At 71.6% G+C, this 24,637-nt stretch carries 23 protein-coding genes; 17 read left to right on the top strand and 6 right to left on the bottom strand.

Translation table 11 applies throughout. From position 1 onward, the window contains the following. Positions 1-137: 137 nt before the first annotated feature. The gene (locus tag AB5J54_RS40055; protein ID WP_369149612.1) at positions 138-1,148 is read right to left on the bottom strand and encodes a hypothetical protein; all 1,011 of its coding nucleotides are present in this window, start codon (positions 1,146-1,148) and stop codon (positions 138-140) included. A 131-nt stretch (positions 1,149-1,279) separates the two neighbouring features. Between AB5J54_RS40055 and AB5J54_RS40060 the strand changes: the two genes are divergently transcribed. The 3 genes from AB5J54_RS40060 to AB5J54_RS40070 all read left to right on the top strand — a co-directional run bounded on the left by AB5J54_RS40060 (position 1,280) and on the right by AB5J54_RS40070 (position 3,534). Further along, complete coding sequence (locus AB5J54_RS40060) at positions 1,280-1,936, top strand: TetR/AcrR family transcriptional regulator (protein ID WP_369148933.1); 657 nt, start codon at positions 1,280-1,282, stop codon at positions 1,934-1,936. Between the two features lie 55 nt (positions 1,937-1,991). Beyond that, positions 1,992-2,516: an AAA family ATPase gene (locus tag AB5J54_RS40065; RefSeq protein ID WP_369148934.1), complete on the top strand. Its 525-nt coding sequence runs from the start codon at positions 1,992-1,994 to the stop codon at positions 2,514-2,516. A 286-nt stretch (positions 2,517-2,802) separates the two neighbouring features. Next, positions 2,803-3,534 (top strand): class I SAM-dependent methyltransferase, encoded by a 732-nt coding sequence (locus tag AB5J54_RS40070; protein ID WP_369148935.1) that lies wholly within the window; start codon positions 2,803-2,805, stop codon positions 3,532-3,534. An 84-nt stretch (positions 3,535-3,618) separates the two neighbouring features. Here AB5J54_RS40070 and AB5J54_RS40075 read toward each other — a convergent pair whose 3' ends face one another. The 5 genes from AB5J54_RS40075 to AB5J54_RS40095 form a co-directional block, all read right to left on the bottom strand. Further along, on the bottom strand, positions 3,619-4,548 hold the full coding sequence (locus AB5J54_RS40075) for a fatty acid desaturase (RefSeq protein ID WP_369148936.1): 930 nt from the start codon (positions 4,546-4,548) through the stop codon (positions 3,619-3,621). Positions 4,549-4,591: 43 nt separating this feature from the next. After that, a complete protein-coding gene (locus AB5J54_RS40080; RefSeq protein WP_369148937.1) occupies positions 4,592-5,857 on the bottom strand; it encodes a lysine N(6)-hydroxylase/L-ornithine N(5)-oxygenase family protein in 1,266 nt (421 codons plus the stop codon). Between the two features lie 66 nt (positions 5,858-5,923). Continuing rightward, positions 5,924-7,168, bottom strand: coding sequence for an acetyl-CoA carboxylase biotin carboxylase subunit family protein (locus AB5J54_RS40085; RefSeq protein WP_369148938.1), 1,245 nt, complete (start codon positions 7,166-7,168; stop codon positions 5,924-5,926). Continuing rightward, positions 7,155-8,357 (bottom strand): ATP-grasp domain-containing protein, encoded by a 1,203-nt coding sequence (locus AB5J54_RS40090; protein WP_369148939.1) that lies wholly within the window; start codon positions 8,355-8,357, stop codon positions 7,155-7,157. The genes AB5J54_RS40085 and AB5J54_RS40090 overlap by 14 nt, the downstream gene beginning before the upstream one ends. Before the next feature lie 80 nt (positions 8,358-8,437). Next, entirely contained in the window at positions 8,438-9,547 is a 1,110-nt protein-coding gene (locus AB5J54_RS40095) for a hypothetical protein (RefSeq protein ID WP_369148940.1), read from the bottom strand. Positions 9,548-9,904: 357 nt separating this feature from the next. Here AB5J54_RS40095 and AB5J54_RS40100 point away from each other — a divergent pair, with 357 nt between their 5' ends. The 14 genes from AB5J54_RS40100 to AB5J54_RS40165 all read left to right on the top strand — a co-directional run bounded on the left by AB5J54_RS40100 (position 9,905) and on the right by AB5J54_RS40165 (position 24,537). Continuing rightward, on the top strand, positions 9,905-10,876 hold the full coding sequence (locus tag AB5J54_RS40100) for an ATP-binding cassette domain-containing protein (protein WP_369148941.1): 972 nt from the start codon (positions 9,905-9,907) through the stop codon (positions 10,874-10,876). A 104-nt stretch (positions 10,877-10,980) separates the two neighbouring features. Continuing rightward, entirely contained in the window at positions 10,981-11,766 is a 786-nt protein-coding gene (locus tag AB5J54_RS40105) for an ABC transporter permease (protein WP_369148942.1), read from the top strand. Further along, on the top strand, positions 11,763-12,539 hold the full coding sequence (locus AB5J54_RS40110; protein ID WP_369148943.1) for an ABC transporter permease: 777 nt from the start codon (positions 11,763-11,765) through the stop codon (positions 12,537-12,539). The genes AB5J54_RS40105 and AB5J54_RS40110 overlap by 4 nt, the downstream gene beginning before the upstream one ends. A 211-nt stretch (positions 12,540-12,750) precedes the next feature. Then, on the top strand, positions 12,751-14,745 hold the full coding sequence (locus AB5J54_RS40115) for a carbamoyltransferase C-terminal domain-containing protein (protein WP_369148944.1): 1,995 nt from the start codon (positions 12,751-12,753) through the stop codon (positions 14,743-14,745). A gap of 87 nt (positions 14,746-14,832) precedes the next feature. Beyond that, positions 14,833-15,483: a dTMP kinase gene (locus AB5J54_RS40120; RefSeq protein WP_369148945.1), complete on the top strand. Its 651-nt coding sequence runs from the start codon at positions 14,833-14,835 to the stop codon at positions 15,481-15,483. 11 nt (positions 15,484-15,494) lie between these two features. Further along, entirely contained in the window at positions 15,495-15,752 is a 258-nt protein-coding gene (locus AB5J54_RS40125) for a phosphopantetheine-binding protein (protein WP_369148946.1), read from the top strand. Between the two features lie 8 nt (positions 15,753-15,760). Next, on the top strand, positions 15,761-16,930 hold the full coding sequence (locus AB5J54_RS40130; protein WP_369148947.1) for a hypothetical protein: 1,170 nt from the start codon (positions 15,761-15,763) through the stop codon (positions 16,928-16,930). Further along, the gene (locus AB5J54_RS40135) at positions 16,923-18,128 is read left to right on the top strand and encodes a hypothetical protein (protein WP_369148949.1); all 1,206 of its coding nucleotides are present in this window, start codon (positions 16,923-16,925) and stop codon (positions 18,126-18,128) included. Before AB5J54_RS40130 ends, AB5J54_RS40135 begins: the two co-directional genes overlap by 8 nt. Beyond that, the gene (locus AB5J54_RS40140; RefSeq protein ID WP_369148950.1) at positions 18,115-19,548 is read left to right on the top strand and encodes a class I SAM-dependent methyltransferase; all 1,434 of its coding nucleotides are present in this window, start codon (positions 18,115-18,117) and stop codon (positions 19,546-19,548) included. Before AB5J54_RS40135 ends, AB5J54_RS40140 begins: the two co-directional genes overlap by 14 nt. Continuing rightward, the gene (locus AB5J54_RS40145) at positions 19,545-20,756 is read left to right on the top strand and encodes a hypothetical protein (RefSeq protein WP_369148951.1); all 1,212 of its coding nucleotides are present in this window, start codon (positions 19,545-19,547) and stop codon (positions 20,754-20,756) included. The genes AB5J54_RS40140 and AB5J54_RS40145 overlap by 4 nt, the downstream gene beginning before the upstream one ends. Positions 20,757-20,871: 115 nt before the next feature. Then, positions 20,872-21,651 carry a metallophosphoesterase gene (locus tag AB5J54_RS40150; protein ID WP_369148952.1) on the top strand — a complete coding sequence of 260 codons (780 nt, stop codon included), beginning with the start codon at positions 20,872-20,874 and terminating at the stop codon, positions 21,649-21,651. Beyond that, complete coding sequence (locus tag AB5J54_RS40155) at positions 21,648-22,397, top strand: SDR family NAD(P)-dependent oxidoreductase (protein ID WP_369148953.1); 750 nt, start codon at positions 21,648-21,650, stop codon at positions 22,395-22,397. Before AB5J54_RS40150 ends, AB5J54_RS40155 begins: the two co-directional genes overlap by 4 nt. After that, positions 22,394-23,419, top strand: a complete 1,026-nt coding sequence (locus tag AB5J54_RS40160; RefSeq protein WP_369148954.1) for a hypothetical protein — start codon at positions 22,394-22,396, stop codon at positions 23,417-23,419. The genes AB5J54_RS40155 and AB5J54_RS40160 overlap by 4 nt, the downstream gene beginning before the upstream one ends. Positions 23,420-23,460: 41 nt before the next feature. After that, entirely contained in the window at positions 23,461-24,537 is a 1,077-nt protein-coding gene (locus AB5J54_RS40165; protein ID WP_369148955.1) for a nucleotidyltransferase family protein, read from the top strand. Positions 24,538-24,637 lie beyond the last annotated feature (100 nt).

Consider the following 24,637-nt stretch of genomic DNA (forward strand, 5'->3'; position numbering starts at 1 on the left):
GGCTTGGCTTCGAGCCCGCTCCACGTCCTGGCGTCCCGGTCACACCGAACTCGTATGATCTGTCGCCGGCGAACCAGCCGACTCGCGGCGTGACGGCGCTGCCCGTGGGGAGCCGTGGTCCCCGCGCGGCGGGCCCGTCACCTCCGGTACCGCTGCGCCACTGCCGTGAAGGCGGCCTTGGGTTCCCAGTCCATGTCGGGGTAGGTCTGCCCCCGGCGCCCTTCGAGGAGTTTGACGATGCCCAGGCCGGCCCGGTCCAAGTCGTCCCTGGGGTCGCCGTCCGGGCGGTGAGGGTAGCCGGGCAGGGCGAACAGGAACACGAACGCGCTGTCCACGCCCTCGGTCTCGAAGATCTCCAGCAGTTCGCTCAGATAGGCGGCCTGGCCGGCCTCGTCGCGCTCGTACATGCCGTTCAGCCGTACCGGGGCCTTGGTCTCCGGGTCGTGCTCGACCACTTCCAGCACCCGTCCGCCGCGGTCGCCCGCACCGCGGTAGGCCGCGGTGCCGAACCCGGTGACGGCGAGCGGCTTCGGGCCTTGAGCGAGGGTGCGTACGGCGTCCCGGAACCGGTCGGCGACCTCGGCGGAGCGGATCAGCTCGAACGTCACCACGTCGAAGGGAGTCCAGTCGACCTGCTCGAACTGGATGGCTGCGTAGGTGAGTCTGCCCTGGAATCGCTCGCGGATCGTGGCTGCGGCGTCGCGGAGGAATGCGTTGATGCGCACGCCGAGCTCGCGCATCGCTTCGGGCCGCCGCTCGGGCCGGCCCATCAGTTGCTCGACCCGTTCCTCGGGGCTCTCTCCGCGCAGGAACCCGCGGTTCATCACGCTCAGCTCGACTCCTGCGACGAACACGACCGTGGCTCCCTGCTGCCGGAGTCGTTCCGCTCGCTCGGCGCAGTCGCGGAAGAGCGTGAGGATCTGCTCCGGATCCAGCTCCAGCGGGTAGGGCGAGAACCAGACCTCCAGGCCGAGCTCGGCGGCGGCACCGGCGGCCAGCTCCAATCGGTCCGGGTCGCCGCCGATGATCTGGACCGCGTTGCAGTGAAGGTCGTCGCGGATGATGGCGAGTTCGCGCCGGACCACCCGGGGGTCGAAGTGTTCGCGGGACAGGTGGCCGTTCACGACGAATCCGGTGTCGTAGGTCATTCCTCTTGCTCGCATGGTGACGTCCTCTCTGCCGGTCTCAGGTGATCGAGACTGACAGGAAAACTGCGTGCACGCAAATTTGCGTGCACGCAGTTTTGCGTGGGCGCAGTCCTGTGTGGAACGCTGGCGTCGTGACGACACCACGACCAGGGCTGCGGGAGCGGAAGAAACAGGCCACACGCGAGGCGCTTCGCGAGGCGGCCCTGCGCCTGGCTGTGGAGCGCGGACCGGACCAGGTGCGGGTCGAGGAAATCGCCGAAGCCGCCGGGGTCTCGCCCCGTACCTACAACAACTACTTCGCCAGTCGCGAGCAGGCGATCGTCTCCGCTGTCACCGCGGACCGGGACGCGCGTATCGCGGCGGCGGTCGCCGCCCGGCCCGCAGGAGTACGCCTGGCCGACGCCGTCACCCAAGCGGTGGTCGAGCAGTACACGAACACCGGCGAGCGCGAACAGCAGGCGCTGCTGCTCATCACCAGCCGGACCGCGCTGTGCGACGCGTTCCTCGACGCCACCGGCGACATCGAGCCCCCGCTCACGGCGGTGATCGCCGAACGAGTGGGTGACACCGGAGGGCACACGGCCCGCGTTCTGGCGGCAAGCGTGGCCGCGGCGGTTCGCATCGCTCTGGAGGGCTGGCTCCGGCCGGCCGGCGACGAAGAGGCCGCCGAGAGTTTCGGCGCCGGAGGACTCGTCGTGCCCTCCGGCTCACTGCCCGACCAGCTCCGCGCGGCACTGGCCCCGCTCGCGCCCGCGTTCGACGCCGCCGAGCGACGCACCCAGCCGTAAAAGCCGACCTGACGGGGGCACCCGCTGGACTGGGCTTCCCGAATACGATCAGAAGGTGACCACGTTGTTCCTGACGATCGGTCTGCCCGGGGCCGGCAAGACCACAAAAGCTCGGCAACTCGCCGAGGAGCACAGCGCCCTGCGGCTGACGCCGGACGAGTGGATGATTCCGCTGTTCGGCGAACCGGAGGCGGAGGGGAAGCGCGACGTGCTGGAGGGCCGGCTGCTCTGGGTCGGTCTGGAGGCGCTCAGGCTCGGAACCGACGTGGTCCTGGACTTCGGATGCTGGTCCCGTGACGAGAGGTCCGCGATCCGCTGGTTGGTGGAGTCCGTGGGGGCCTCCTGCCGCTTTGTGTACATGCCGGTGGACCACGAGACCCAGCGTGCCCGAATCGCCCATCGCCGGTCGGCCACCCCGGATCAGACCTTCCCGATCAGCGAAGCGGATCTCGTGCACTGGAGGACGCTCTTCGAGGAGCCCGACGCCGCCGAACTCGGTGGGCATCGGAGGGGAGGTCCGCCTGCTGGTTGGCCGGGATGGCCGGAGTGGGCTGCCGATCGGTGGCCGTCGCTCGCGTGAACCCAGCCTTGGCGCGGCTCAGTGCCGGGGCGGCAGCCGTGGGCGGCGCACTCAATCGCCCGGCACGACGTCGTGCCGGGCGGGCCGAACCGAAGGATCCCCGAACAGCCTCTGACGGCGTGGCGGGATTACGCCTATCGCGTGGACGTTGTGCGCGGCGGGGGAGCGGTACGGGCGGGGCGCCGGCAGGGCTCGTAATCTCGGGCCGTCCTGAGGCTCGCCGGCCATGGGCTGGGGCCGCCGGGCAGGGGACGCCCCCGCCGACGCACACACACGAGGACCCGTCATGACCGCACAGGACACCGCTCCGACCCTGCTCACACGCGACCGGCTCGACGAGGTCGAGGGATGGTTCTTCGACGCCGACCGGTTCCTCTTCGACTGGCTCCTGACACACCAGACCGCCCACGGCATGCAGGGTGACCTGCTGGAACTCGGCGTCTACAAGGGCAAGAGCGCCATCGTCATCGGCTACCACGCCGCAGACGGCGAGCGGTTCACCGTGTGCGACCTGTTCGACGCGGGCGAGGCGCCCGACGACTCCACGGCCACCGAGATGCGGGTGTACTACCCGACCCTGACCCGCCAGGTGTTCGAAGCCAACTACCTGCGCTTCCACCGTCGGCTGCCGACCGTGATCCAGGGGCCCTCCTCCGAGGTCACCGGCCATGTGCCCGCCCGCAGTTGCCGCTTCATGCACATCGACGCCTCGCACCTGTACCACCACGTCCGCGACGACATCACCGCTGCCCGCGAGCTGCTGACCGAGGACGGGGTGGTCGCGCTCGACGACTTCCGCAGCCCCCACACCCCCGGAGTCGCGGCGGCCACGTGGGAGGCGGTCCTCACCGCCGGCCTCAAGCCGGTGGTGCTCACGGAGAGCAAGCTGTACGGAACCTGGGGCGCCGCCGAGGTCCTGCGCGACACCCTCGCCGCACGCCTGACCACCCACCCCACCCTCTGGGGCGTGACCGAGGACGTCGCCGGCCACACCCTGCTGCGGGTCCACTCCCGCTGACCGCCCCACCCCCCACCGCCGGGCCGAGTGGCGGATCCGTTCCCGGCCGAAGCCGCCCCGGATGCGTCAGCGGCCCGTCCGGTACTACGCCGCCTCGCCCCGGCTCCCCTCGCGGATGACCCGCAGGACCCGCAGGTAGAAGGCCGCGTAGCTGGTGTCGGAGTGGACGGCCAGTTCCCTGGCGACCGGGTGGCGTGCCGGGAGGCGGTTGATCGGGACCGTCATCGCGGCATGGTGCTCCACGTGGAAGTTGTTGCCGTTCGTGAACCAGCGGCTGAACCAGCTTCCACTGATCGTACGGGTGTTGCGCAGCACGTCCGTACTGTCGCTGTCGCACAGCACGTGCTCCGGCAGCTCCAGCAGGAAGTGCACGGGGAGGGACAGCAGAAGCGGGGCGACCCACAGGAGCAGGACCGTCGTGCCGTGCCCCCAGCACGCCAGGACCAGCGCGGCCGCGACGAACACGGCGAAGGCACGGTACTCCGCGATGACGTGGCGTCGGGCCCGCTCGCCGATCTGCCCGGTCGTGTACGTCCAGGTTCCCCGGCAGCCGGCGGCCATGTCCCGCCCGACCCCGATGAGCCGTCCGGGACTGCAGGCGGCCCGCAGCAGACTGCCCCAGGTCAGAGGTGCACGCGTGTCGAAGCCGAAGAACTCCGAGTCGTCGGGCGTGCCCAGGTACTTGTGGTGCTGGAGGTGCTGCACCCGGTAGTGGCTGTACGCGGACAGCAGCGGGAGTCCGAGGAGGAATCCCACCGGCCGGTGGGGCGCGCTGCGTGAGAACGCGGAGTGGTGCAGGCACTGGTGCTGGAGCTCCACCATGTGCGTGTACATCGCGGTCAGCAGCAGGACACCGATCGAAGCACTCCACCAGGTGCCGGTCAGGGCGAGGAAGCCGCCGAGTCCGGTGACGAGGAGTGCCAGAGCGACCTTCAGCAGAAAGACGCGTTCGTCGCTCGGTGTGACCCGCGACCGTTCGAAGAGTGCTTCGGCGGTGATGTCGCCGGTGTTCATGATCCCCCTCATTCGTCCACGGCGGTCGTGTCGGCCGCCGGGTCTACTTCCAGGTCACCGCGGTGGCGCCGTGTTCGACCCGGTACGCCTCGCGTCCGGTGACGGAGTTGATGATGCGAGCGCTGCGCCACGCCGCGAGGCTCAGCAGGCTGTCGTTGAGGCCGTGGCTGCGCTCCGCGAAGCTCTGGGCGTACACGCTCAGATGAGGCGGCCCGTCGAAGGCCACGGAGTAGTCGGGCCGGACGTCGAGCCGGCCGTCCGTGAGGGACAGCCGGTCCTGGAGCGGCTTGAGGTACTCGGGGATCCGGCTGTCGTACCCGGTGCAGAAGATCACCAGGTCGACGGGGAGGCGCTCGACGGTCTCCCGGTCGGCGTCGTGCAGGTCGACCACGAGCCGGGAGCCGTCCCGTTCCATGCCGACGGCTCGTCGGCTGGTGAGGAGACGGTGGCGCAGGGGCGATGCCAGGACGTGGTCCAGGTGGTAGAGGCGCTGGTAGAGCGTGGCCATCAGGGTGTCGGTGATGCCGTCGCCGCCGGCGTTCCGCTGCTCCGCGAGCAGTGCTTCGCGGCGCGTGGCCGGCAGGTGGCTGAAGTACTCGACGTAGTTCGAGGAGAACCATTCGTTCGTGAACGGCGAGTCGTCCAGCGGCTGGAACCCGGCCCTGCTGGAGATCCACGTCAGCTCCGCGGGCAGGCCGTGCTCGTCGCGCAGCAGGTGGTTGACGACCTCGGCACCGCTCTGGCCGGCTCCGACGACGAGGACGCGCCGACCCTTCCACTCCGGAGTCAGCCTGGCCAGGTCGGAGCTGTGGATGACCTGGTGTCCCTTGTGGGTCCGCGCGAAGGCGGGCAGACGGGGCTCCGACCCCGATCCGAGGACGAGGCTCCGTGCCGTGTAGCCGGCCCCGCCCGCCCATGTGACCCGGAACCCGTCGTCCGACGCGGTCACGGACTCCACCCGCCGGCCCCACTCGACCGAGGGGAGCTGGGCCGCGGCCCACTGGTAGTACTGCTCGAACTCGCGTCGGGAGCAGCTGATCCCGTTGGCCTCCAGGAAGCGGAAGATCCTTCCCTCCTGGACGAGGAAGTTCAGGAAGGAGAATCTGCTCTTCGGGTCCACGAGGGTGACGAGATCCCTGAAGACGGTGACCGTCAACTGGGAGTCGGGCAGCATCAGCCCCGGGTGCCAGCGGAACTCCGGTTTGGCGTCCAGGAATCGGGTGCGCAGCTCGGGCAGAGGATCGGCGAGCGCCGCCAGGCTCAGGTTCGCCGGGCCGACGCCGATACCGATCACGTCGAAGTCAGACATGCGGCCTCTCTCTGTTGCAGGGGGACGGGTGGGAAGGCCGTCGTGTGTCTCTCATGGGGGCGTCCCTCACCCTTGGTACGCGTGCTGGATGCGGGCGACGAGCCCGTGGAAGGTCTCCTCGTCGGAGGCCTTGACGACATAGGAGTCGAGGAAGTCCGTCGAGTTCCGGACACCGCCGCGGCCGTCTCCGGCGTGCCCGTGGTGGACGTGCTCCACGATGCCGAGCTCGTCGAAGCGCCCGGAGTCGATCGGGCGCGCCGCGGCGGACCCGGGGTAGAAGGAGACGAAGCCGTGTGTCCCGCTGTTCTCCGTCCCCGCGGGGAGCGAGGTGCCGGGGGAGAGGCCGAGGCCGGCGTCGAGTCGGATGTGGGTCTCGACGATGTCGAATCCGTACTGGGCCTGGAGGACCTGGGGCACGAGCGCGCCCGGGGGGCGCGCCGCGACCTCGCAGAACACGAGCCGGTCGTCGGGGGTGTGGAACAGCTCCAGGTGCGTCGTGCCGTTCTCGAACCCCAGCGCGGCGAGGACGGTGGCGTTCAGCTCGCTGATGCGACCCACCAGCGCGCCCTGGGTGACGAGGACGGTGCCGAGGACGCCGCCGGGGGCGTATCCCGCGGGGTTGGCGAGGTACCGTCCGACGCTGCGGAACTCCACGCGACCGTCGCGGACGACGGAGTCGCAGTGGTAGATCCGTCCCGCCACGAAGTCCTCGATCTCGTAGCGGTCGCCCGAGAGGTCGAGTCCGGAGGTGATCCGGCGCGCCTCTTCCAGGGTGCCGGCGAAGTGGACGTCCTTGGCACCCAGTTCCCGGCGCGCCTTGATGACCTTGCGGCCGGTGCTCCAGTCCACGCGGTCGAGGTCCGCCGCCGTGCCGAGCGGCCGGAAGTCCGGGACCTCGACCGTCCCCGCCGCGCGCACCGCCTCCTTCATCAGGACCTTGTCGCGGAAGCGCAGCGCGGTCTCGTATCCGGTGCCCGGCAGGCCGAACTCGGTCCGCAGCTCGGCCGCGAGCAGCACCGCCCGCTCGTGGACGGCGGCGACCGCGGTCACCGGATGGGTGCGCAGGATCCAGCGGCTCACCGCCCGCCACTGCTCCTGCGGCAGCGGCGGACAGACCGTCACGTGCGGCAGGGGGTGTCCGGCAAGACCGGTCACGCCGCCGTGGACGCGGCTGCGGGTGAGCAGATGGATGTCGGCCTCGTCGACGGGCAGGCGGGACCGGCCGTCTCGCAGGAGGAAGGAGTAGGGGTGGTGGTTGATGAGGAGCACCGAAGGCTTCGCGGGCTCCGAGGGGCGGTCAGCGGATGTCAACGGTCATCTCCTCGACGGCCAGCTGCGCCCGGGACAGTGCCGTGTGGGCATCGGGGCCGGTGGCCGCCACGGTGCCCACCCGGTCGCCGGAGCCGCCGGTCGCGCCGACGGCATCGCCCGGTACGACGTCGAGTCGGGCGAAGAGCACGCCCGGCCGGGCCGAAAGGTCCAGGGGCAGGCGGGCGTCGGTGACCGTGCCGGGCGGCGCGGAGAGGAAGGCCACGGCCGCGGCGGCGGCCTCCGGGTCCACGCGGCAGTCGTCGCGGGTGAGGCCGAGGGCCCAGCCGAGGCTCCACTTCTTCAGGTTGATCCCGGTGACGAGCCGTACCAGGTTGGCGATGCCGTCCCCGCCGACCCGGTTGTGCGACTCGATGACCCGGACGTGGCCGTCGACGTACTTGAACTCGGTGTGGGCGGGCCCGTCGCTCAGCCCCACGGCGTCGAGGAACGCGCCCACCTCCTCTGCCACGACGGCGACGTCCTGCGGGCCGAGGCCTCGTGGGGGCACGACGTGGGCCAGCTCGACGAAGGACGGCGACGTGTGCTTCTCGGTGACGGCGACGAGCTGGTGCGCACCGCCGACGGAGAACGTCTCGGCGCTGAACTCCGGGCCGTCGATGAACTCCTCCATCAGATACCCCGGCAGCGGGCCCACGGCGGCGAGCTCGGCGGGATCGGTGAACCGGAGCACGCCCAGGCTCCCCGTTCCCCGGCGCGGTTTGAGCACGACTCCTGACCGGGAGTCCCAGCGGCGCATGGTCTCCGCCGCCGGCCGCCCGTCCTCGACCTCCGTGAAGCGGACGGTGGGGTGCCCGGCCGCGTGCAGCCGCTCGCGCGTGGCCGCCTTGTCCGAGAGGAGCTCCACCACGCGGGCGGGCGTGCCTCGCAGTCCGAGGCGTTCATTGACGAAGGCGGCCGGGCGCAGTCCGTACTCGGTGACGGACACCACGGCATCCGGGCGAAGCGGCCGCAGGACCGTGTCGACGAAGTCGGGGAAGGCCGGGCCGGTGAAATCGACGCTGTAGTGGTGGGCGTGGTCGTCGACGATCCGCTCGACGGGCGAGCCGGGCTGCTGGACGAAGACGACGCGGCAGCCGAGCGAGGTGGCGGTGCGGGCGATGTCCGGGCTGGCGCCCAGGACGACGAGACACCGGTCCGGTGGGACGGCGGGAGGTAATGCTGACGACATGGCGTGGCCTTGGGCTGGGGTACGGATGTCTCCGGGGCTCGGAAGTGGCCGCCGGCCGAGATGCGTGGTTGCTCTCCGGGTCACGCCACCGGTTCTTGTACGGCGTCCTTCAGGAAGGACAGCTTGGAATAGAAGCCGCGCCTGGTCGCGAGGCCGTGACGGGCCAGTGTCTGCTCCACCAGTGAGGAGAGGAGCTCCGTTTCCGACTCGACCGACGAGGCGTCGAGACCGTGCACCAGATGCGATTCCAGATATTCGATCTCGACCTGGCGCAGGGTTTTTCCGGGGATGTCGGTGAGGACGACCTCGTCGGTCTCGATCCCGTACGAATGCCCGGTCTCCAGCGAGTACACATTGACGTCGAACCGCGTGCGCTCGAAGTCGGGAAGCCGTCGGAACCGGAGCTCCGGATGTGTCCGGTGAAGGTAGTCGGCCAGGCCGTCGGACGCGAGGTCCAGGCCGCGCTCATGGTGCTCGGCCCTCCGCAGGCGGTCCTCGGAGAAGAGCTTGCGCTTCAGCACGAACGATCCGTCGGGAGCCCGGCCGAAGGAGAAATGGCCGGCCGTGTCGCCGTCGGGGGAAACGCCTTCGAAGTTCCACTGGTAGAAGTACCACCGGGTCAGCTCGTATCCGGGGTCGGTGATGAAGCCTGGCAGTTCTCCCCGCTCCACGGCGCTCCAGAGCAGCCGTGTCACCCCCCAGGGGCTGACGTCGTCGAGCAGGTCGATCTTCTGCTCGATCTCGATCCCCTTCTCCAGCTGGGTCCGCACCGTGCGCTCGCCCCGGGTGCCGCGCAGGAGACCGGGATCGCCCGCCAGTCCCGTACGGACGAGCGTCGCCAGGTCCGCGTCCTCCGTGTGGCGGTGGGCGCCCGTGCGCATGAAGAGGGCCCCGATGGTGCGCGTACGGGCGCAGGTCAGGAACTCGGTCAGGAAGCCGTCGTCCTGCTGGACGACGCGGAGCAGCAGGAGCGGCGCCAGCGTCGCGGAGGCACCGGAGCGCAGAGCCGCATCGAAGCGGGGATCGGGGCCGGTGCCCTGCCAGGCCTCCAGGCCGGCAAGTCCCTCCGGTCCCGCGGAAAGGCGGCCGTCGGGGTCCAGCAGCGAGACGTCGGCGGCCGCCGTGTCGGAGGGGCGGAGGAAGGCCAGTGCCTGTCTGCCGCCGCTCGATTCCCGCGCGAGCTCCACCACGACGAGCGGTGTCCCCCGCGTGGGGGCGATGGGGTATTGAACGGCCGCGTCCCCGAGTACGAGGAATCGCCGTACCTGCCGTGTCCCCTTGCGCGATGACACTATTCTGCCCTCCCCGAAAATCGCAATCAATTGAGCCGTCGAGGATCTAAACAGCGGTTCTCGCCGACTGTCAACAGCTGGAAACACTGCGTTCATGAAACGCTTCCCGAAACATTGCGTTCATGAAATCCGGGGCATGGGTGCCAAATCGCCCTGCGGCTGTCTCAATTAACAAGATGCTCTTGATCAACGGGGTTCGTTCGCCTAACGTCCCGGCGTGGTCATTTTCTGCGCTTCGACAGGAACGGAGGGACGATGGCTTCTCCTCAGGAACACGCGATTCAGCTGGACCAATTGACCCGCGCCTTCCGCGTGCCCGGCGGCCATGTGAAACGCTCCGTGGACCGCCTGGATCTGTGCGTGGCGCGCGGCGAGTTATTCGGGCTCCTCGGACCCAATGGCGCCGGCAAGACCACCACGGCCAAGATGCTGATGACGACCCTGCTGCCGACCTCCGGGACCGCGAGGGTCCTCGGCCACGACGTCGTCAAGGACACCGCGCTCGTACGCCGGCGCATCGGGGTCATCCTGGGCGGGGACCTGGGCCTCTACCCCCGGCTGTCCGGCCGGGACAACCTGCTGCTCTTCGCCGACCTCTACGGCATCCCGTACCGCGAGCAGAAGAGACGGGTGCCGGAACTGCTCGACATGGTCGGCCTGGCCGGCAGCGAACGCAAACGGGTGGAGACGTACTCACGCGGGATGCGACAGCGACTGCACATCGCCCGCGGGCTGATCCACGACCCCGACGTCGTCATCCTCGACGAGCCGAGCAACGGCATCGACCCGGTCGGTGCCCGCGAACTGCGCACCCTGGTCCGCGAGCGGGTCCGCGACGGCAGAACGGTCATGCTCACGACGCACTACATGTTCGAGGCGGAGGAACTCTGCGACCGGGTCGCGGTGTTGCGCTCCGGCCGCAAGATCGCCGAGGGCAGGCCGACGGACATCAAACGGCGGACGGACTGCCATGTGGTGCTCTCGGTGGAGGTACGGGGCGCCGGCGACGACCACCTCGGCCGGCTCCGCGGACTGCCCGGCGTCCGGTCGGTGAGCCTCTCCGAACAGGACGGCACGCAGACCGTCGACGTCCACAGCAGCCAGGACGCCGAACTCACGCCGGCGGTGCTCGACGCCCTGGACGGTGTGTCCGTCCTGCGGGTGTCCAAGCGCGAGCCGACCCTCGAAGACGCCTATGTCAGCCTCGTCTCCGGCCAGGACCAGTGAGCCCGCGCCGGCCGCCGAGCGCCCGAGAGCCGGTGCGCCCGCGCCGGCCGACGAGCGGCCGACGAGCGGTGGTCCCCGGACGGCCGGTGGCCCCCCGACGGTCCGTGAGTGCCCTGGCCGACGCCCGCTACCTGGCGCGCGCCTGGCGGCTCGAACTGCGTCAGCTCTCCCGCAACAGGCTGTACTGGCTGGTCGCGACGGTCCTCCCGATCGTCTTCGCCTCCACCGCCCACTTCATGTTCCAGGGCTCCCACCGCCAGATGCCGGAGATCGCCCTCGCGTTGACCGCCGGTCTCATGGGGATGTGGTCCACCACCCTCCTGGGGTCCGGCGGAGCGATCAACCGACTGCGTCAGCTCCAGGTCCTCGAACCGCTCATCGCCACCCCGCGCACGTCGTTCCTGTTCATCCTGCCCTTCGCGCTCGCCACCGCGTCCCTGGGCGTGTACTCGATCGCGGCCACGGTCGTGTGGAGCGCCCTGCTGTTCGGGGCGCCCCTGACCCTGGCCCATCCGGTGCTCTTCCTCGTCGCGGTGCCGGTCACCGTGCTCGCGCTCGGCATGCTGGGCCTGCTGCTCGCCTCGGGTTTCATCCTGTACCCGACCGCCCAGTCGCTGGCCAACCTCCTCGAGTACCCCGTGTGGATACTCAGCGGCCTCTTCGTCCCGGTGACGCTGCTGCCCGCCGTACCGCGTGCCGTCTCCGCGCTGCTCGCCCCCACCTGGGGCGTCAAGGCCGTCGTCGGCGCCGCGGTCGGTGACGGCGACGGCGTCCTGCGGGCGGTCGGCATGTGCCTTCTGCTCTCCGCCTGTTACGCGGGCATCGCCCTGATCCTGTTGAGGAGGTTCGAATGGCTGGCCAGGTCGCGCGGCAGTCTGTCCCTGCAGTGAGCCTCCGCCTCTTCTTCGTCGCTGGCTGGCGCTCGCACCTGGCGCTGTTCCGATGGGTGCGGCCTTCGGCCTTCATCCCCACGGTCCTGTGCGTCCCGGTGGTCCAGCTGCTGTGGTTCGTCCACCTCGGCAGATATCTGGGCACGCACCCCGTCGCGTACTACGCCGTGGGCAATGCCGTGCACGGTTGTGCGATGGCCGGACTGTTCGCGCCGGCCATGTCCGTTCAAGGCGAGCGCACCGGAGGAACCCTCTCCGCCGTCCTGGCCACACCGGCCAGCAACGCGGTGATGTTCGCGGGGCGGATCGTGCCGGCCGTGGCCACGGGCTTCCTGACCTCCACCGTACTGTTCGTGGTGAGCACGGCCGCCGGCGCTGTCCGGATGCCCGCCGGAGCCGTGCCGCCGCTGATCGCCGCGGTCCTCCTGTCGGCCGTGTCGACGAGCTGTTGCGGCCTGCTCGTGGGGGCGTTCGGGCTCATCGCCCGGGAGGCCACCCTGCTCGCCAACCTGGTGCTGTACTCGATGCTGCTGCTGTGCGGCGTGAACGTCCCCGTGGACCGACTGCCGGGCTGGCTCCAGCCGGTCAGCGCCGTGATGCCCATGACCCACGGGCTGGAGGCGGCCCGCCGCGCACTGTCGGGGGCACCCGATGTGACCACCCTGCTCTGCTGGGAACTGGGCAAGGCCGCGGTGCTGCTGTGTCTGGCCCTGATCGCACTCCGCTGCCTGGAGTTCGCGGGTCGCAGAGGGGCCGTTCTGGACACGGCCTGAGCGCCGCGCCCGGCACTCCCACCCATGGAAGACGTCCCGCACTCCTGCCGAGGGAAGCGCCCCGTATTCCCGCCCCGATAACGCCCGCGTTCCCGCCCCGAGAACACCTGCATTCCCGCCCCGGGGAATTCGTCGACCCCAGCCGAATTCCCCGCGACCCGGAACCCGCCCCTGACCGAATGGCCCATTCCTCCGCCGACAAGGAGACCCCGTGCTCGCTCCCGGCCACTATCTCTCGACCTATCTCGCCCCGGTAGGACAGGCCGCGCTTCCGCAGCACCTCCACGACCACTGTGCGGCACTGTGGGTGAAGACGGAACACGACATCAAGCTCGTCCGCTACTGGGAACTGGAACGCGTCAGCGGAGTCAAACACCACAACCTTCCGCTCTACACCACAGAGGCCACCCAGGATCTGCTGCGGCAGCTGGTGGAGGGCGAAGGGGTGTCCTACGACGACCTCCTAGGCGTCTGGGGCACTCCTGGAGTGGGCCGGACGGACGCGCTCCAGGCGTTCGCCGACGAGCACGACCTCCCGCTGCACAGCCTGGCCCACCTGTTCACCGCCCTCGTGGGCGAGCCGGCGGCCGGCGGCCGGACCGTTCTCGGCTTCGCCGTGGACGGCGGGCCGGACATGGCGACCGAGACGCGGTCCAAGCACCACTGGTACGCGGGCGGCACCCTGGCGGCCGACGGCTCCCTGCGGCTCTTCCCCGTGGAGTCCCCCGGGGCGCTCTACTCGGCCGCGAAGGCGCTGTACGGACTGGAACAAGGGTCCTTGATGGCGCTCGCGTCCGCGTCGGAGAGCCGGATCGAGGCGGACCCCGACGACGTCCTCGGCACCTCGACGTTCTGGGGACCGGAGGCCCGCCGCAACGCCGACCGTGTGCTCGCCGACCTCGACGCGCTCGCCCGCGACCGGGCGGCATCCGGCGAGGGATGGCACGACGACCCCCGGTTCGACGCGGTGGACAACCGGATCAGCGCGGTGATGAAGGTGGTGCAGCACGCCTCGGAATCGGTCATGCTCCGCAACGTCGAACGGGCCGTCAAGGAACACGCGCTCGACCCGGCCGACACCGTCCTCGCCCTCGCCGGCGGCTACGCGCTCAACTGCCCCACCAACACCCTGCTGATGAACCGCTTCGGATTCGCGGCCCTGTCCGCGCCCCCGTGCGTCAACGACAGCGGCCAGGCACTCGGCCTGGGACTGCTCGGATTCCACCTGGAAGACCCGCCGTCCCGCGGCTCGTTCTCCCTCGGTACGGCCTTCCACGGCAACGACCGCCTACGGCTCCCCGAGGCCCTGCGCCGCTGGTCCGACCACATCGTCGACACGAGCGACTTCGACGAGGAGCGGTTCCTCGCCGACCTCGCCGACGGCCCGGTCGCCTGGGTGCACGGGCCGGCGGAGATCGGCCCGCGAGCGCTCGGAGCACGCAGCCTGCTGGGCGACCCGCGCACCCTGGCCACCCGCGACCGCCTCAACGAGATCAAGAGGCGGCAGTGGTGGCGGCCGGTGGCGCCCATCGTGCTGAGCGGACACGTCCAGGACTGGTTCGAGGAGGGCCGCGACTCCCCGTACATGCTGGAGGCCTTCCACGTACGGCACGACCGGCGCGAGCACATCCCCGCCGCACTCCACCTGGACGGGTCCGCGCGGGTCCAGACCCTCCGGCCGCAGGACAATCCCGCCCTGCACACGGCCGTCAGCGCCTTCCACCGGGCGACCGGGATCCCCGTTCTCTGCAACACCTCCCTCAACGACAAGGGCGAGCCGATCGTCGACGACGCCGTCCACGCCCTCAACTTCTGCCTGCGCCGGGGCGTGGACATCGCGTACATCGACGGCACCCGGGTGCGGCTGGCGCCCCGCCCGGAGGCACTCCCGGAGGGCAGGGAGCGGCGCCACGAGCAGCTCTTCCTGGACCACGACGACGAGCGGGCACGACTGTGGGAGACGTGGACGGCGGCCGGGCACGAGCCGGCCGCGGTCTTCCTCCTCGCCAGGAGCCCCGAGCTGCGCGCCGTGGCCGAGCAGCCGAACGGACCGGCCGTGCTGCGCCGGATGCTGGCCCTGGCCGCCCGGCGTTCCCCGCACTTCGACCGCATCGTCACCGACTTCCTGAAGCGCTGCGGCCCCGGCGCCTCCCGCGCCGGCCTCACCGACTCCGCGGTGGACTTCGACGCCCTCGACGAGCTCTAGAGCCCATCCGCCCCGACACGGCGGACAAGGCCCCGGCCCCGCGCACCGGCCGCCACACCCACCAGCCGACAGAAAACGAGGTCACGCATGCCCCACCGCATCACCTTCGAACCCCGCACCGACACCGGCCGCCTCATCGTGCTCTGTGGCACCGACGGCGTCGGCAAGACATCGCTCATGTCCGCCCTCCACACCGAGGGAAACGCCCGCGGCTGGCGGGTGAACCAGCTCAAACAGCCGACGCCCGAACTGCGGCAGGACGCCTACTTCCGCCGGATGAGCAGCACCATGGAGACCGATCCCACCGCGGCGCGGGCCGCCGTGATGATGGCGATGGCGGACCGCCTGGTCTCCTGCCGGGAGACGGTCGTGCCCCTCCTGGAGGCCGGCGAGACGGTGATCATCGACCGCTACGTCTTCTCCGGGCTCGCCCGCCTCGGACTGTGGGACCCCGCCGACGACCACTCCTGGTTCGTCGAGGCGTGCCGCGGACTGCCGCGCCCCGACCTCACCGTGCTGCTCGTCGCGGACGAGGACGTCATCGGGCGCCGCCTCGCCGAGCGCGACTACGAGACCACCTCCGAGGCCGCCTTCCGGACGGTGCTGGCCGTCCAGCGGGCGCTGCTCGGGCTCGCGGAGGACAACGACATGACCGTGGTGGACACCTCCGCCACCACCGTGGCGGCCAGCACCGCCAGGGTGATCGACCACTTCGACCTGCACGAGATCCGTGCCTGAGAGGCAGACCGATGAGCACCGTGAACCAGAAGCCCGACGAGACGGCCGTACGGACCGCCCTGGCCGAGATCGGACTCGTGCCGGACGCCGCCGGACTCGCGCCCGACGACGACCTCTTCGCCCTGGGCCTGACGTCCCTCCAGGTCGTACAGCTGGTGGTCGTCCTGGAGGAGGTCCTCGGAACGGAGATCCCCGACGACCGCATCAGTGTCCAGGACTTCCGCAGCGTCAACCAGATCCTCGCGATGCTGGCCGAGCGCGACGGATGACACCGCCCGTGACACCGCCCGACACCCTCGCCGCCGTGTCCGTCGCCGGTCCGCCCGTGGCCGCGGCCTCCGGACGACGGCACGTCCGCGACGCACTGCCGTACTGCGTCGCGGGCGGCACGGTCGACCGGATCGAGTTCGGTACGGACCGGACCCGGGTGACGCTGTCCGTACCGCGGCGGCACTCCGCCCAGGTGGAGCAGGACGTGGAGCTCCTGGTCCGGACCGCCGGGAAGTTCCGCGACCCGCGCGACGAGGGACGCGAGGTGGGCCCGGACGCGCCGCACGTCCCGCACGCCGTCGACGGCCTGTACCGCTTCACCGGCCCCGGCAGCCTCCTCGGCACGGCACCGTACGCCCGCGCGGTGCACCGCCTCGACGCCTACTTCGCCCGCCTGGCCGCCGAGTCGGACGCCGAGGAGGCGGTGGCCCCCGGCACGGTCACCATGGACACCCTGGCCCGCGCCGGCTATCTGGCCTCCTTCCCGCAGCACGTCATGCGGGTGTCGGTCGTGCGTCACGATCTCCGCGCGCTCGCCGAGGCGGCCGCCGCCGGGGAAGCGGACGAAGGAGGCGCATCGGCCTTCGAGCCGACCGCGCTGGCGCTGCCGCCCGCCGCCTGCCTCCACCTCTTCGCCGGCCTGCTCGGCCGACGGCTGGACGCTCCGCTCCACACGAGCACCCTCCTCGGCCAGTGCGGACGGCACGAGGCGGGGCAGCACGAGAACCCCGAACGGCTCTGGACCTACCGGCTGCGGGAGATCGTCACCGTCGGCGAACCGGAGCCCGTGGCGGAGTCGGTCGGACGGTTCCTCGCCCTGTTGGAGCGCGCGGCGGTCGAACTGGCGGTCCCCTGCACGCTCGAAGAGGCGACCGATCCCTTCTTCGGTGACTCCGCCGCCGATCTCACCTCCTTCCAGGTGCGCATCCGCCCCAAGACGGAGCTGCGCCCCCGACACCCGCTCCCGACGCGCGGCGCCCTGGCCTCGGTCAACGCCCACGGCGCCCACTTCGGCCAGGCCTTCCGGATCGGGACGGCGGCCGGAACCCCGGCCTTCTCCGCGTGCGTGGGGTTCGGTCTGGAGCGCTGGGCGACGGCCCTGCTCGCCCTCCACGGCCCGGCGCCGGAGAACTGGCCGGCCGTTCTCGACGACGGGAGGAAGGTGTCCCATGAGTGAACGAGCAGCGGAAGCGAGTGCCGGGCCGGGAGCGCCCGCGGATCGCGACGACGAGCTGTCCCGGCGCATCGCGTCCGCGCGTACGGTCGCGCGGAACACGGCCCTGGACGTCGACAGCAAGGCGCGCTTCCCCTCGGAGGCGGTCGACGCCCTGCGCCGGCACGGCCTGCTCGATCCCCACCTCGGCCTCGGCCCCGAACACCCGGGCAGGTACGCCGCGCTCACCCGTACGGTGAAGGCGATCGGGGCGGAGTGCGGTTCCACCGGACTCGTCCTGGCCATGCACCACTCGCTCGTCGAGACACTGGCGGCGGGCTGCGCCGACCAGGACCGGCTTCACGAGCTCCTGGGCGGCCAGGGCGCGCTCGTCGCCGGAGTGACCTCCGAACGGGGGACGGCCACGATCCGCGAGAGCATCACCCACTGCACCCCCGCACCCGGCGGGCGGACCACGCTCACCAAACGCACCCCGGCCGCCTCGTACGCCGAACACGCCGACGTCGTCCTGCTGACCGCCCGCCGTTCGCACGACGCGGCCGCCTCCGACCAGGTGCTCGTCTGCGGCCGTCGTGACCAGGTGTCCGTCCGCCCGACCGGGCCCTGGGACACCCTGGGCATGCGCGGAACCCGCAGCGGGCCGGCCGACATCGAGTGCGACGTGCCGACGGAGCAGGTCCTCGCCCGGCCCTTCGGCGAACTCGCCTCCGAGGCCCTGCTTCCGACGTCCCACCTCCTCTGGGCCTCGTGCTGGTACGGCATCGCCGCGGACGCGCTGCGCCGTACCCGTGACAGCCTGCGCCGCCGCCCGGAGGCCCGGTCCGCGCCCGGCACCCACCCGCGCGTCCTCGCACTCGGCGAGCTGTACCGCGGGCTCGGAGACCTGGACGCGAGGATCGAGCAGTTCGCGCGCCGGCTCGACGCCGACCGGGGCCCGCAGTCCCTGCGCGCCCAGCAGTCCCGCGCCCTGGCGGCGAACCAGCTGCGCCTCTCCGCGGCCGAGACGTCCGTACGCGTCGCGGTGGGTGCCATGAGCTGCATGGGGCTCGCCTCGTACCACTCGGCGGAGGTCTCGTCCCTGTCGTTGAGCCGGCACGTCCGCGACCTGCTCTCCGCCCCGCTGATGGTCAACGCGGACACCGTCCGCTCCGCGAGCGCCCAGCTCGCCCTGGCCACGAGGGACGGCGATGGACCTGCGTAGCCTGCTGCTTCCGGCACCGGCAGGGACGGACGTTCGCACGGTGCTCCTCGCGCACCCGTCCGTGGCCACGGTGCCGGAAGCACCGCTCCCCGGCGGAAGGCCCCTCGCCCGTGTGACCCTGGCGGCGCCCGGACAGCCGCCGGGGGCACGCTGGTGGAAGCGCGCGTTCGACCTCGTCTACCGCGCCGACGCCTCACCGTACGCGGGCTGGCGGTCGAGCCTGGACGGGCAGCGCTATCCCGCCGAGCACATGGCCGAGTGGGCGCACTCCGGAGCGGCCCTGGCCCGCGAGTCGCCGTTCCGCACCGTCCTGGAGATCGGGGCGGGAACGGGCCTGCTGGCCCGACGACTCGCCCCCCTCGGCGAACGGTACGTCTGCACCGACGCCTCCGCGGCGGCCCGGGACGCGCTCCGGCGGACCGCCGCCGAAGATCCGTCCCTCCCCCTGGAGGTGTCCGACTGCCCGACCGAGACCATCGGCGAACTCGCGCTCGAACCCGACCTGGTGATCCTGCACTCGGTGATCCAGTACTTCCCCGACCTGGGCCACCTCCTCCACGTCGTACGCCAGGCGCTCGACCTGCTGCGCCCCGGCGGACGCCTGCTCATCGGCGACGTACGAGCCCTGGAGGTCGCCCCCGCCCACTTCGCCATGCTGCACCAGCACGCACGGGAAGCCGGCGACGAGGACGCCACCGTGGCCGACATCGTCGGCGCGGCCCTGTCCGCCGAACGCGAACTGCTGGTCGACTCCGCCTTCTTCCAGGCCCTCCCACGGCTGCTGCCGACCGCCGCCTCGGTGGAGGTACGGCACCGCAGGGCCCGGCTCTGGAACGAGATGGCGGCCTTCCGCTTCGACGTGGTCGTACGCAAGCAGGGCACGGCCCGCGCACGCGTGACCGGCCACGGCGCGGGCCTCGCCGACACGCCCGCGCCGGTCCGGCCCGTACGAACCCTCGACCAGTGGCACGACACCAGCGGATGCGTCCTGCTGAGCGGAGTGCCGAACAGCCGGCTCGACCGGCCGACGGAGCTCCTGCGCCGACGGCTCGCGGCGGAGAGCGGCGCCGGAGCCCCGAGCCTGCCCAAGGGCGCCTCATGGCACCCGGACCACCTCCAGGAGCGGCTCGACCGCTCGCGACCGGGGACCCGGGTGCGCTGGTCCGGGGTTCCCGGTGCCATCGACGTCCTGGCCTGCGAGAACCCGGCGACGCACACCCGACACGCGCGGCCCGCCTCCCCACCCGTCCCGCTCCTGACGAACCGATGGGCCACCGACGACCCGGCGCTGCGCGCCTGGTTCGAGGACGAGCTGGCCCGGTGGGCGGCCGCCCACGGAAACGCGGGGCTGCGCGTCGAGGTGGCGGACGGCCCCGCTGCCACGCACGGGCCGGACCGACCGGGAAGCGGGGACGCATGACCCGCCCCGCCGGATACGGGGAGGCCGGCATCTGGCTCGCCTCCCGCGCGCCGGGAGGCGACGACGCCTACCGGGTCACGCGGACCTTCGAGGTGCCGCCCGAACTGGGTCGGATCACCGCCCGGGAACTCCGCACGGCAGTGGACGCCGTCGGCGAGCGCCACCCCCAGCTCCGCGCCCGTTACCTGCTCGTGGACGGCGAGGTGCACAAGGCCTTCGCACCGCGGATCGAGATACGGACGGCGGGCGCGGGCGAGTCCCCGCCGACGGGCCCCGCCCCCGAAACCGGCACCGTCGACGCCTGTCACGACCCGTCGGGTGCGCTGCTCTCCCTGCGTGTCACCCTTCATCACGCCGCCTGCGACGCACACAGCCTCCACGTGCTCCGCGAGGACCTCGGCAGCGCCCTGAGCAGGGTCGCGGCCGGGGCCGAACCGCACTGGGAGAGTCGGCCGCCGTCCTACGACACGGTCGTGCGCCGGCCCGGAGACGGGCCGGCCGATCCGGCCCGGCGGGCCCACGAGGAGTACTGGGAACGCTGGGCGGCAGCAGCCGCGCGGGTGGTGTCGCCGGCCGGCGCGCACCCCGCTGCCCGTACCGCCGCGTGGCGCCCCGTGGACGTGGCAGCTCCGCGTGCTCGTCGCGACGTGCTGCCGGTCAGCGTCTACCTGGCCGCCGCCTACCTGAGCGCGGCCCGGCTGCTCGACCGGGGAGCCCTGGTGGTGGGCTTCTCCCGCAGCGGGCGCACCCCGCGCACGAAGGACGTCGTCGGATTCCTCCTCCAGCCCGTGCCGCTGCTCCTGGACCACGACGGCGGCACCACCCTCGGAGACCTGCTGACCCGGACCCAGGAGACGCTGCTGCGCGCCGACGCGCACGCGCCCGGCTACTGGCCGGTCGTCCACCGGCGCGGACACCGCCCGCCGGACGTGCACTGCCAGTACGTCGGAGCGGCGGGCCGCACCGGAGCCGTACCCCTCCTCAGGACCCGGGAGGACGCGGGTGCACCCTCTCGGGCTCCCCGCGCTCCGGTGGAACTGCGACTCACCGCCGTCGGACGCGAACGGGTGCGGGGCTGGGCCGGTACCGCCCGCACTCCCGGTGGCACGGCCGACGACTGCGCCGCCCTGTTCCGTCATCACGTGCGTCTGCTGACGACGGCGCCCGGACTGCGTGTCCACCACGTCCTCGCCGGGAGCGGCAGTTGAACCAGCCGAGCCGGGCGCGGCAATTGAACCAGCCGAGCCGGGAGCGGCAGTTGAACCAGTCGAGCCGGGAGTGGCGATGAACGAACCGACGCCCCTTCAGAACGGAGAGACCCCCGTGCCTACCCCCGCCCCCGACCGTGTGCTCCTTGCCGGCGACAGCCACGGAGACGCGGCGTTCGTCGAGGAACTGTGCCGGGTCGCGGTGGACCAGGGGTGCCGCCTGATCCTTCAGCTCGGCGACTTCGGCTACTTCCCCCGTACGGAAGCCGGCCGCGCGTTCCTCGCGTCGGTCGGCCGCAGCTGCACACGCGCCGACGTGGATCTGTGGTGGCTGGACGGCAATCACGACGACCACGACACCCTCGCGACCCTCGCCGCGGATCCGGCACACGCGGTGCCGGTGGCCGAGCGCGTGCGTCATCTGCCTCGCGGACACCGCTTCACCCTGGGCGGGGTCCGGTTCGGCTGCCTCGGCGGCGCCCACTCCATCGACCGGGCCCGCCGCACCCGGGGCGTGGACTGGTGGGAGGACGAGAACCCCCGGCCCGAGGACCTCGTCCGGCTGGGCACCGAACCGCTCGACGTGCTGCTCAGCCATGACGCGCCCCTGGGCGTGCCCGAGAGCAGCGTCCTGCGTTCCCTCCCCGAGGACGACCGGAGCACGGTACAGCGCGGAAGAAGCCTGCTCCGCCGCGCCGCGGTGGCCACCCGGCCACGGCTCTTCGTCCACGGGCACGTCCACCGCGCCTCACGGGCCGAGGTCCACCTGGAGGAGGCGGCGAACGGTGGCCTGAGGCTCCCGGTGGTGAGCCTCGCGGCCAACGGAGCCGGCGACGCCGCGTGGCGGGTCCTCGAACTGCCCTCCCTCGCCCTGCTCCCCGGCGGTGACCGATGACGGCGAGCACCGCGGAGGCCGCCTCCGGAGACGTGGTGCTCATCACCGGAGCGGGGAGGGGACTGGGCCTCGCGCTCGCCGAGGAGTGGCTGGCCAGGCCGAGCACCCGCACGGTACTCCTGGGGGTCCGGGACCCCAGGACGACCACCGTCCGTGAACTGCGCGCCCGCCACGGGGACAGGGCGGTTCCGGTGCCGATGGACGACACGGCGCGACTGCGGCGCCCCGGGGATCTCGCCTCACTCCTGGGCGAACCGGCGCGGATCGATGTGCTCGTCAACTGCGCCGGAGCGAATCAGGATCCGGCGCTCCCCGGGGAAGCCTCCAAGGGACCGGCTCCGCTCCTGGACCCCGACGCGGTCCGCGCCGTCCACGACGTCAACGTGCTCGGTCCGCTGACCGTGGTGCAGGCCTGCCTGCCGTACCTGCGCAGGTCGCCCGACGCGGTGGTGGTCAACATCGGGAGCGCCCGGGGATCGCTGCGGGCCTGCCGGGACGCCCGCTCGTACGCGTACGCGATGAGCAAGGCCGCCCTGCACATGCTCACCCGAAAACTGGCCTGCGAACTCCCGGACATGACCGTCCTCGTCTGGTCACCGGGCTGGGTCGCCACCGACATGGGCGGGGTCGGCGCACCGGCCACCCCACGGGAAGCCGCGCGGTCCCTGCTGGCCCTCCTCGCACCGGAACAGAGGCCCGCGAGCGGACAGTTCGTCGACCGTGACGGTGCGAGGATTCCGTGGTGACCCCGCACACGGCGGCGATCGGAGCGCCGACGGCGGCCGAGGCGTGCGCGGTGAGGCCCGTGGCTGTCCTCGACGCGGCCCGCCGTACCACCGCGTGTCCCGGCCGCGACCTCGTGATCGCCTCGGACCCGGAATTCAGGCTCGGACTCGCCACGGTCGGCGCGATCACGGGTGATCCGGTCGCCTTCGCGTCGACCCACGCCCTGGTGGTCTTCAAACCGGACAGCCTGATCACCGGCCAGGCGCTGCGACTGCTCGCGCTCCTGACCGAGGGCGGTTTCACGCCGACCGCGTTCCGTACCGGAAACATCTCCTCGCTGACCCAACGCGCTTTGTGGCGAAGGCAGTTCGGCTACTCCTCTCCCGAGCGGATCGCGCTGACGGAGCGGTACTTCGCCCTCGGCCCCAGCGTGGTCGCGCTCTTCCGCGCGACGACGAACGGCGACACCCTCCCGGCCTCCGTCCGGCTCACCGAGCTGAAGGGGTCCACCCATCCGGAGCGGCGCGGACCGCATCACTGGCGGAGCGTGCTCACCCCGGTCAACCGGCTGCTCAACCTCTTCCACGCCGCTGACGAACCGGCCGACGTACTGCGCGAGGCGGCGGTACTGAGCGGCGGCGGCGCGCGCCTCGCGGACCTCGTCCGCGACAGCACGGCCCGGGCAGCGGCCGGCCCATCTCCCGCGCGGGCGCTCGAAGCCCAACTGCGCGCCTTCGAGGAGCGGTTCAACGCGGCCGTGCCCGCCGCCTCCGAGCCGGCCTGCGCCGCGACCAGGCACCTCCGGGACTGCCAGGCACCGTCCTTCACCGACCTCGTCACCGTCGTACGCCATGACCACGGCGGGGAGTTCTGCCTGGAGTGCTTCGACACCAGCCTCGACGCCCTGTGCGCACCCCCCTCCGAGTGGGCACGCCTGGCCGTGGCCGGTGACGAGATCCCCGCCTTCGACCCGGCGATGCGCGAACTGGCCGACACCCGCAAGGCGTCGGCCGACGACTGGCGCGCCCGAGCCCTCTCCTGACCCCGTATCCCGTATCCGAACCGAGCGAAGAGGACCGACCCATGCCCGACAACCTCAGCGGCCCCCTGCTGGAGCTCGCCGACTCCGTCATCACCGGCAAACCGCGCCCGGGCCTGCCCCCGCAGTGGGACGCGGACGACTGGAACGAGTTCCCCGGGGTGGTCCTGCGCGGTGAACTCGACCCCCTCGTGGGCCACTGGTTCAGCGAGGAGTCCCTGAGGCCGCCGCGCTGGGCCCGGCACGCCTTCCGCGCGAGCCTCCACTACCACCGGCAGCGCAACACGGCGATGGTGGCCGAGGCCCGCCGCGTCCAGGAGGCGGCAGCCGCCGCCGGCGTACCCCTGGTCTTCCGCAAGGGAGCGGCTGTGTGCACCGACTACCCGGATCTCGGACTGCGGCCGTTCACCGATCTCGACGTCCTCATCCGGAAGGAGGACGCCCCCGCCGTCGCCGAAGCGCTCGCCGGCATCGGCTACCAGCAGGCCAGCAACGTGCCGGGCAAGCAGCTCGACCGGCAGACCCGTCTGTTCTACGCCCTCGCCACCACCGCGATACCTCCCTTCTTCCGTACCAGCGACGACCCCTTCCTCCCCTTCCTGTCGGTGGACTGCGCAACGACCATCCACCTTCCGCGATCCGAGTACGGCTTCGACTTCGACGACACGTACCGGACCGCCCGCGTGCACGAGGAGACCGGGCTCACCGTGGCGGGCGGTCTGCACCTGGCGATCGACCTCTGCGCCAACCTGTTCATCACCAACACCACCGTCCACTACCTCCGTCAGGAACGGCACCACCGGCTGACTCCGTTCCTCGACCTCCATCTCACGCTGCACCGCAACACCGGACTGCTGGAGGAGCTCGTCGACCACGCGCTCCGCCACCGGAACGTCGAACCGGTGGCGTTCTCGCTCGGGAACCTCCACAGGCTCTTCCCGTCCGACGAGCTGAACCGGGCGTACGAACGGCTCGCGCCGCACTCGGCCGACAGCCGGCTCCTCGACCGGTACGCCCAGATGGAGGTCGCCCCCGGCCTGGTGTGGGACAAGGATCTGCGCGCGAGGATGTTCAGCACGGCGACCCCTCCGGAGCTGCCCGAGGCTGCGGTGGCCCTGTAACCGGAGGGGTGGCCAGGACGACCTGCGGGACGCGGGGGCCGTGCCTGCGGTACGACGAGGTCCGGGCCGGGGTCGCCGCGCCCGGACGGCGACCGTACGG

The organism is Streptomyces sp. R44 (genome assembly GCF_041053105.1).
Lineage (GTDB): Bacteria > Actinomycetota > Actinomycetes > Streptomycetales > Streptomycetaceae > Streptomyces.

Excerpts from the sequence above, each read along its gene's own strand:
- AB5J54_RS40155 (WP_369148953.1), top strand. The coding sequence starts at position 21,648 with ATGACGGCGAGCACCGCGGAGGCCGCCTCCGGAGACGTGGTGCTCATC.
- AB5J54_RS40120 (WP_369148945.1), top strand. The coding sequence starts at position 14,833 with ATGCCCCACCGCATCACCTTCGAACCCCGCACCGACACCGGCCGCCTC.
- AB5J54_RS40075 (WP_369148936.1), bottom strand. The coding sequence starts at position 4,548 with ATGAACACCGGCGACATCACCGCCGAAGCACTCTTCGAACGGTCGCGG.
- AB5J54_RS40055 (WP_369149612.1), bottom strand. The coding sequence starts at position 1,148 with ATGACCTACGACACCGGATTCGTCGTGAACGGCCACCTGTCCCGCGAA.
- AB5J54_RS40070 (WP_369148935.1), top strand. The coding sequence starts at position 2,803 with ATGACCGCACAGGACACCGCTCCGACCCTGCTCACACGCGACCGGCTC.
- AB5J54_RS40090 (WP_369148939.1), bottom strand. The coding sequence starts at position 8,357 with ATGTCGTCAGCATTACCTCCCGCCGTCCCACCGGACCGGTGTCTCGTC.
- AB5J54_RS40140 (WP_369148950.1), top strand. The coding sequence starts at position 18,115 with ATGGACCTGCGTAGCCTGCTGCTTCCGGCACCGGCAGGGACGGACGTT.
- AB5J54_RS40135 (WP_369148949.1), top strand. The coding sequence starts at position 16,923 with ATGAGTGAACGAGCAGCGGAAGCGAGTGCCGGGCCGGGAGCGCCCGCG.
- AB5J54_RS40125 (WP_369148946.1), top strand. The coding sequence starts at position 15,495 with ATGAGCACCGTGAACCAGAAGCCCGACGAGACGGCCGTACGGACCGCC.
- AB5J54_RS40145 (WP_369148951.1), top strand. The coding sequence starts at position 19,545 with ATGACCCGCCCCGCCGGATACGGGGAGGCCGGCATCTGGCTCGCCTCC.
- AB5J54_RS40080 (WP_369148937.1), bottom strand. The coding sequence starts at position 5,857 with ATGTCTGACTTCGACGTGATCGGTATCGGCGTCGGCCCGGCGAACCTG.
- AB5J54_RS40100 (WP_369148941.1), top strand. The coding sequence starts at position 9,905 with ATGGCTTCTCCTCAGGAACACGCGATTCAGCTGGACCAATTGACCCGC.
- AB5J54_RS40165 (WP_369148955.1), top strand. The coding sequence starts at position 23,461 with ATGCCCGACAACCTCAGCGGCCCCCTGCTGGAGCTCGCCGACTCCGTC.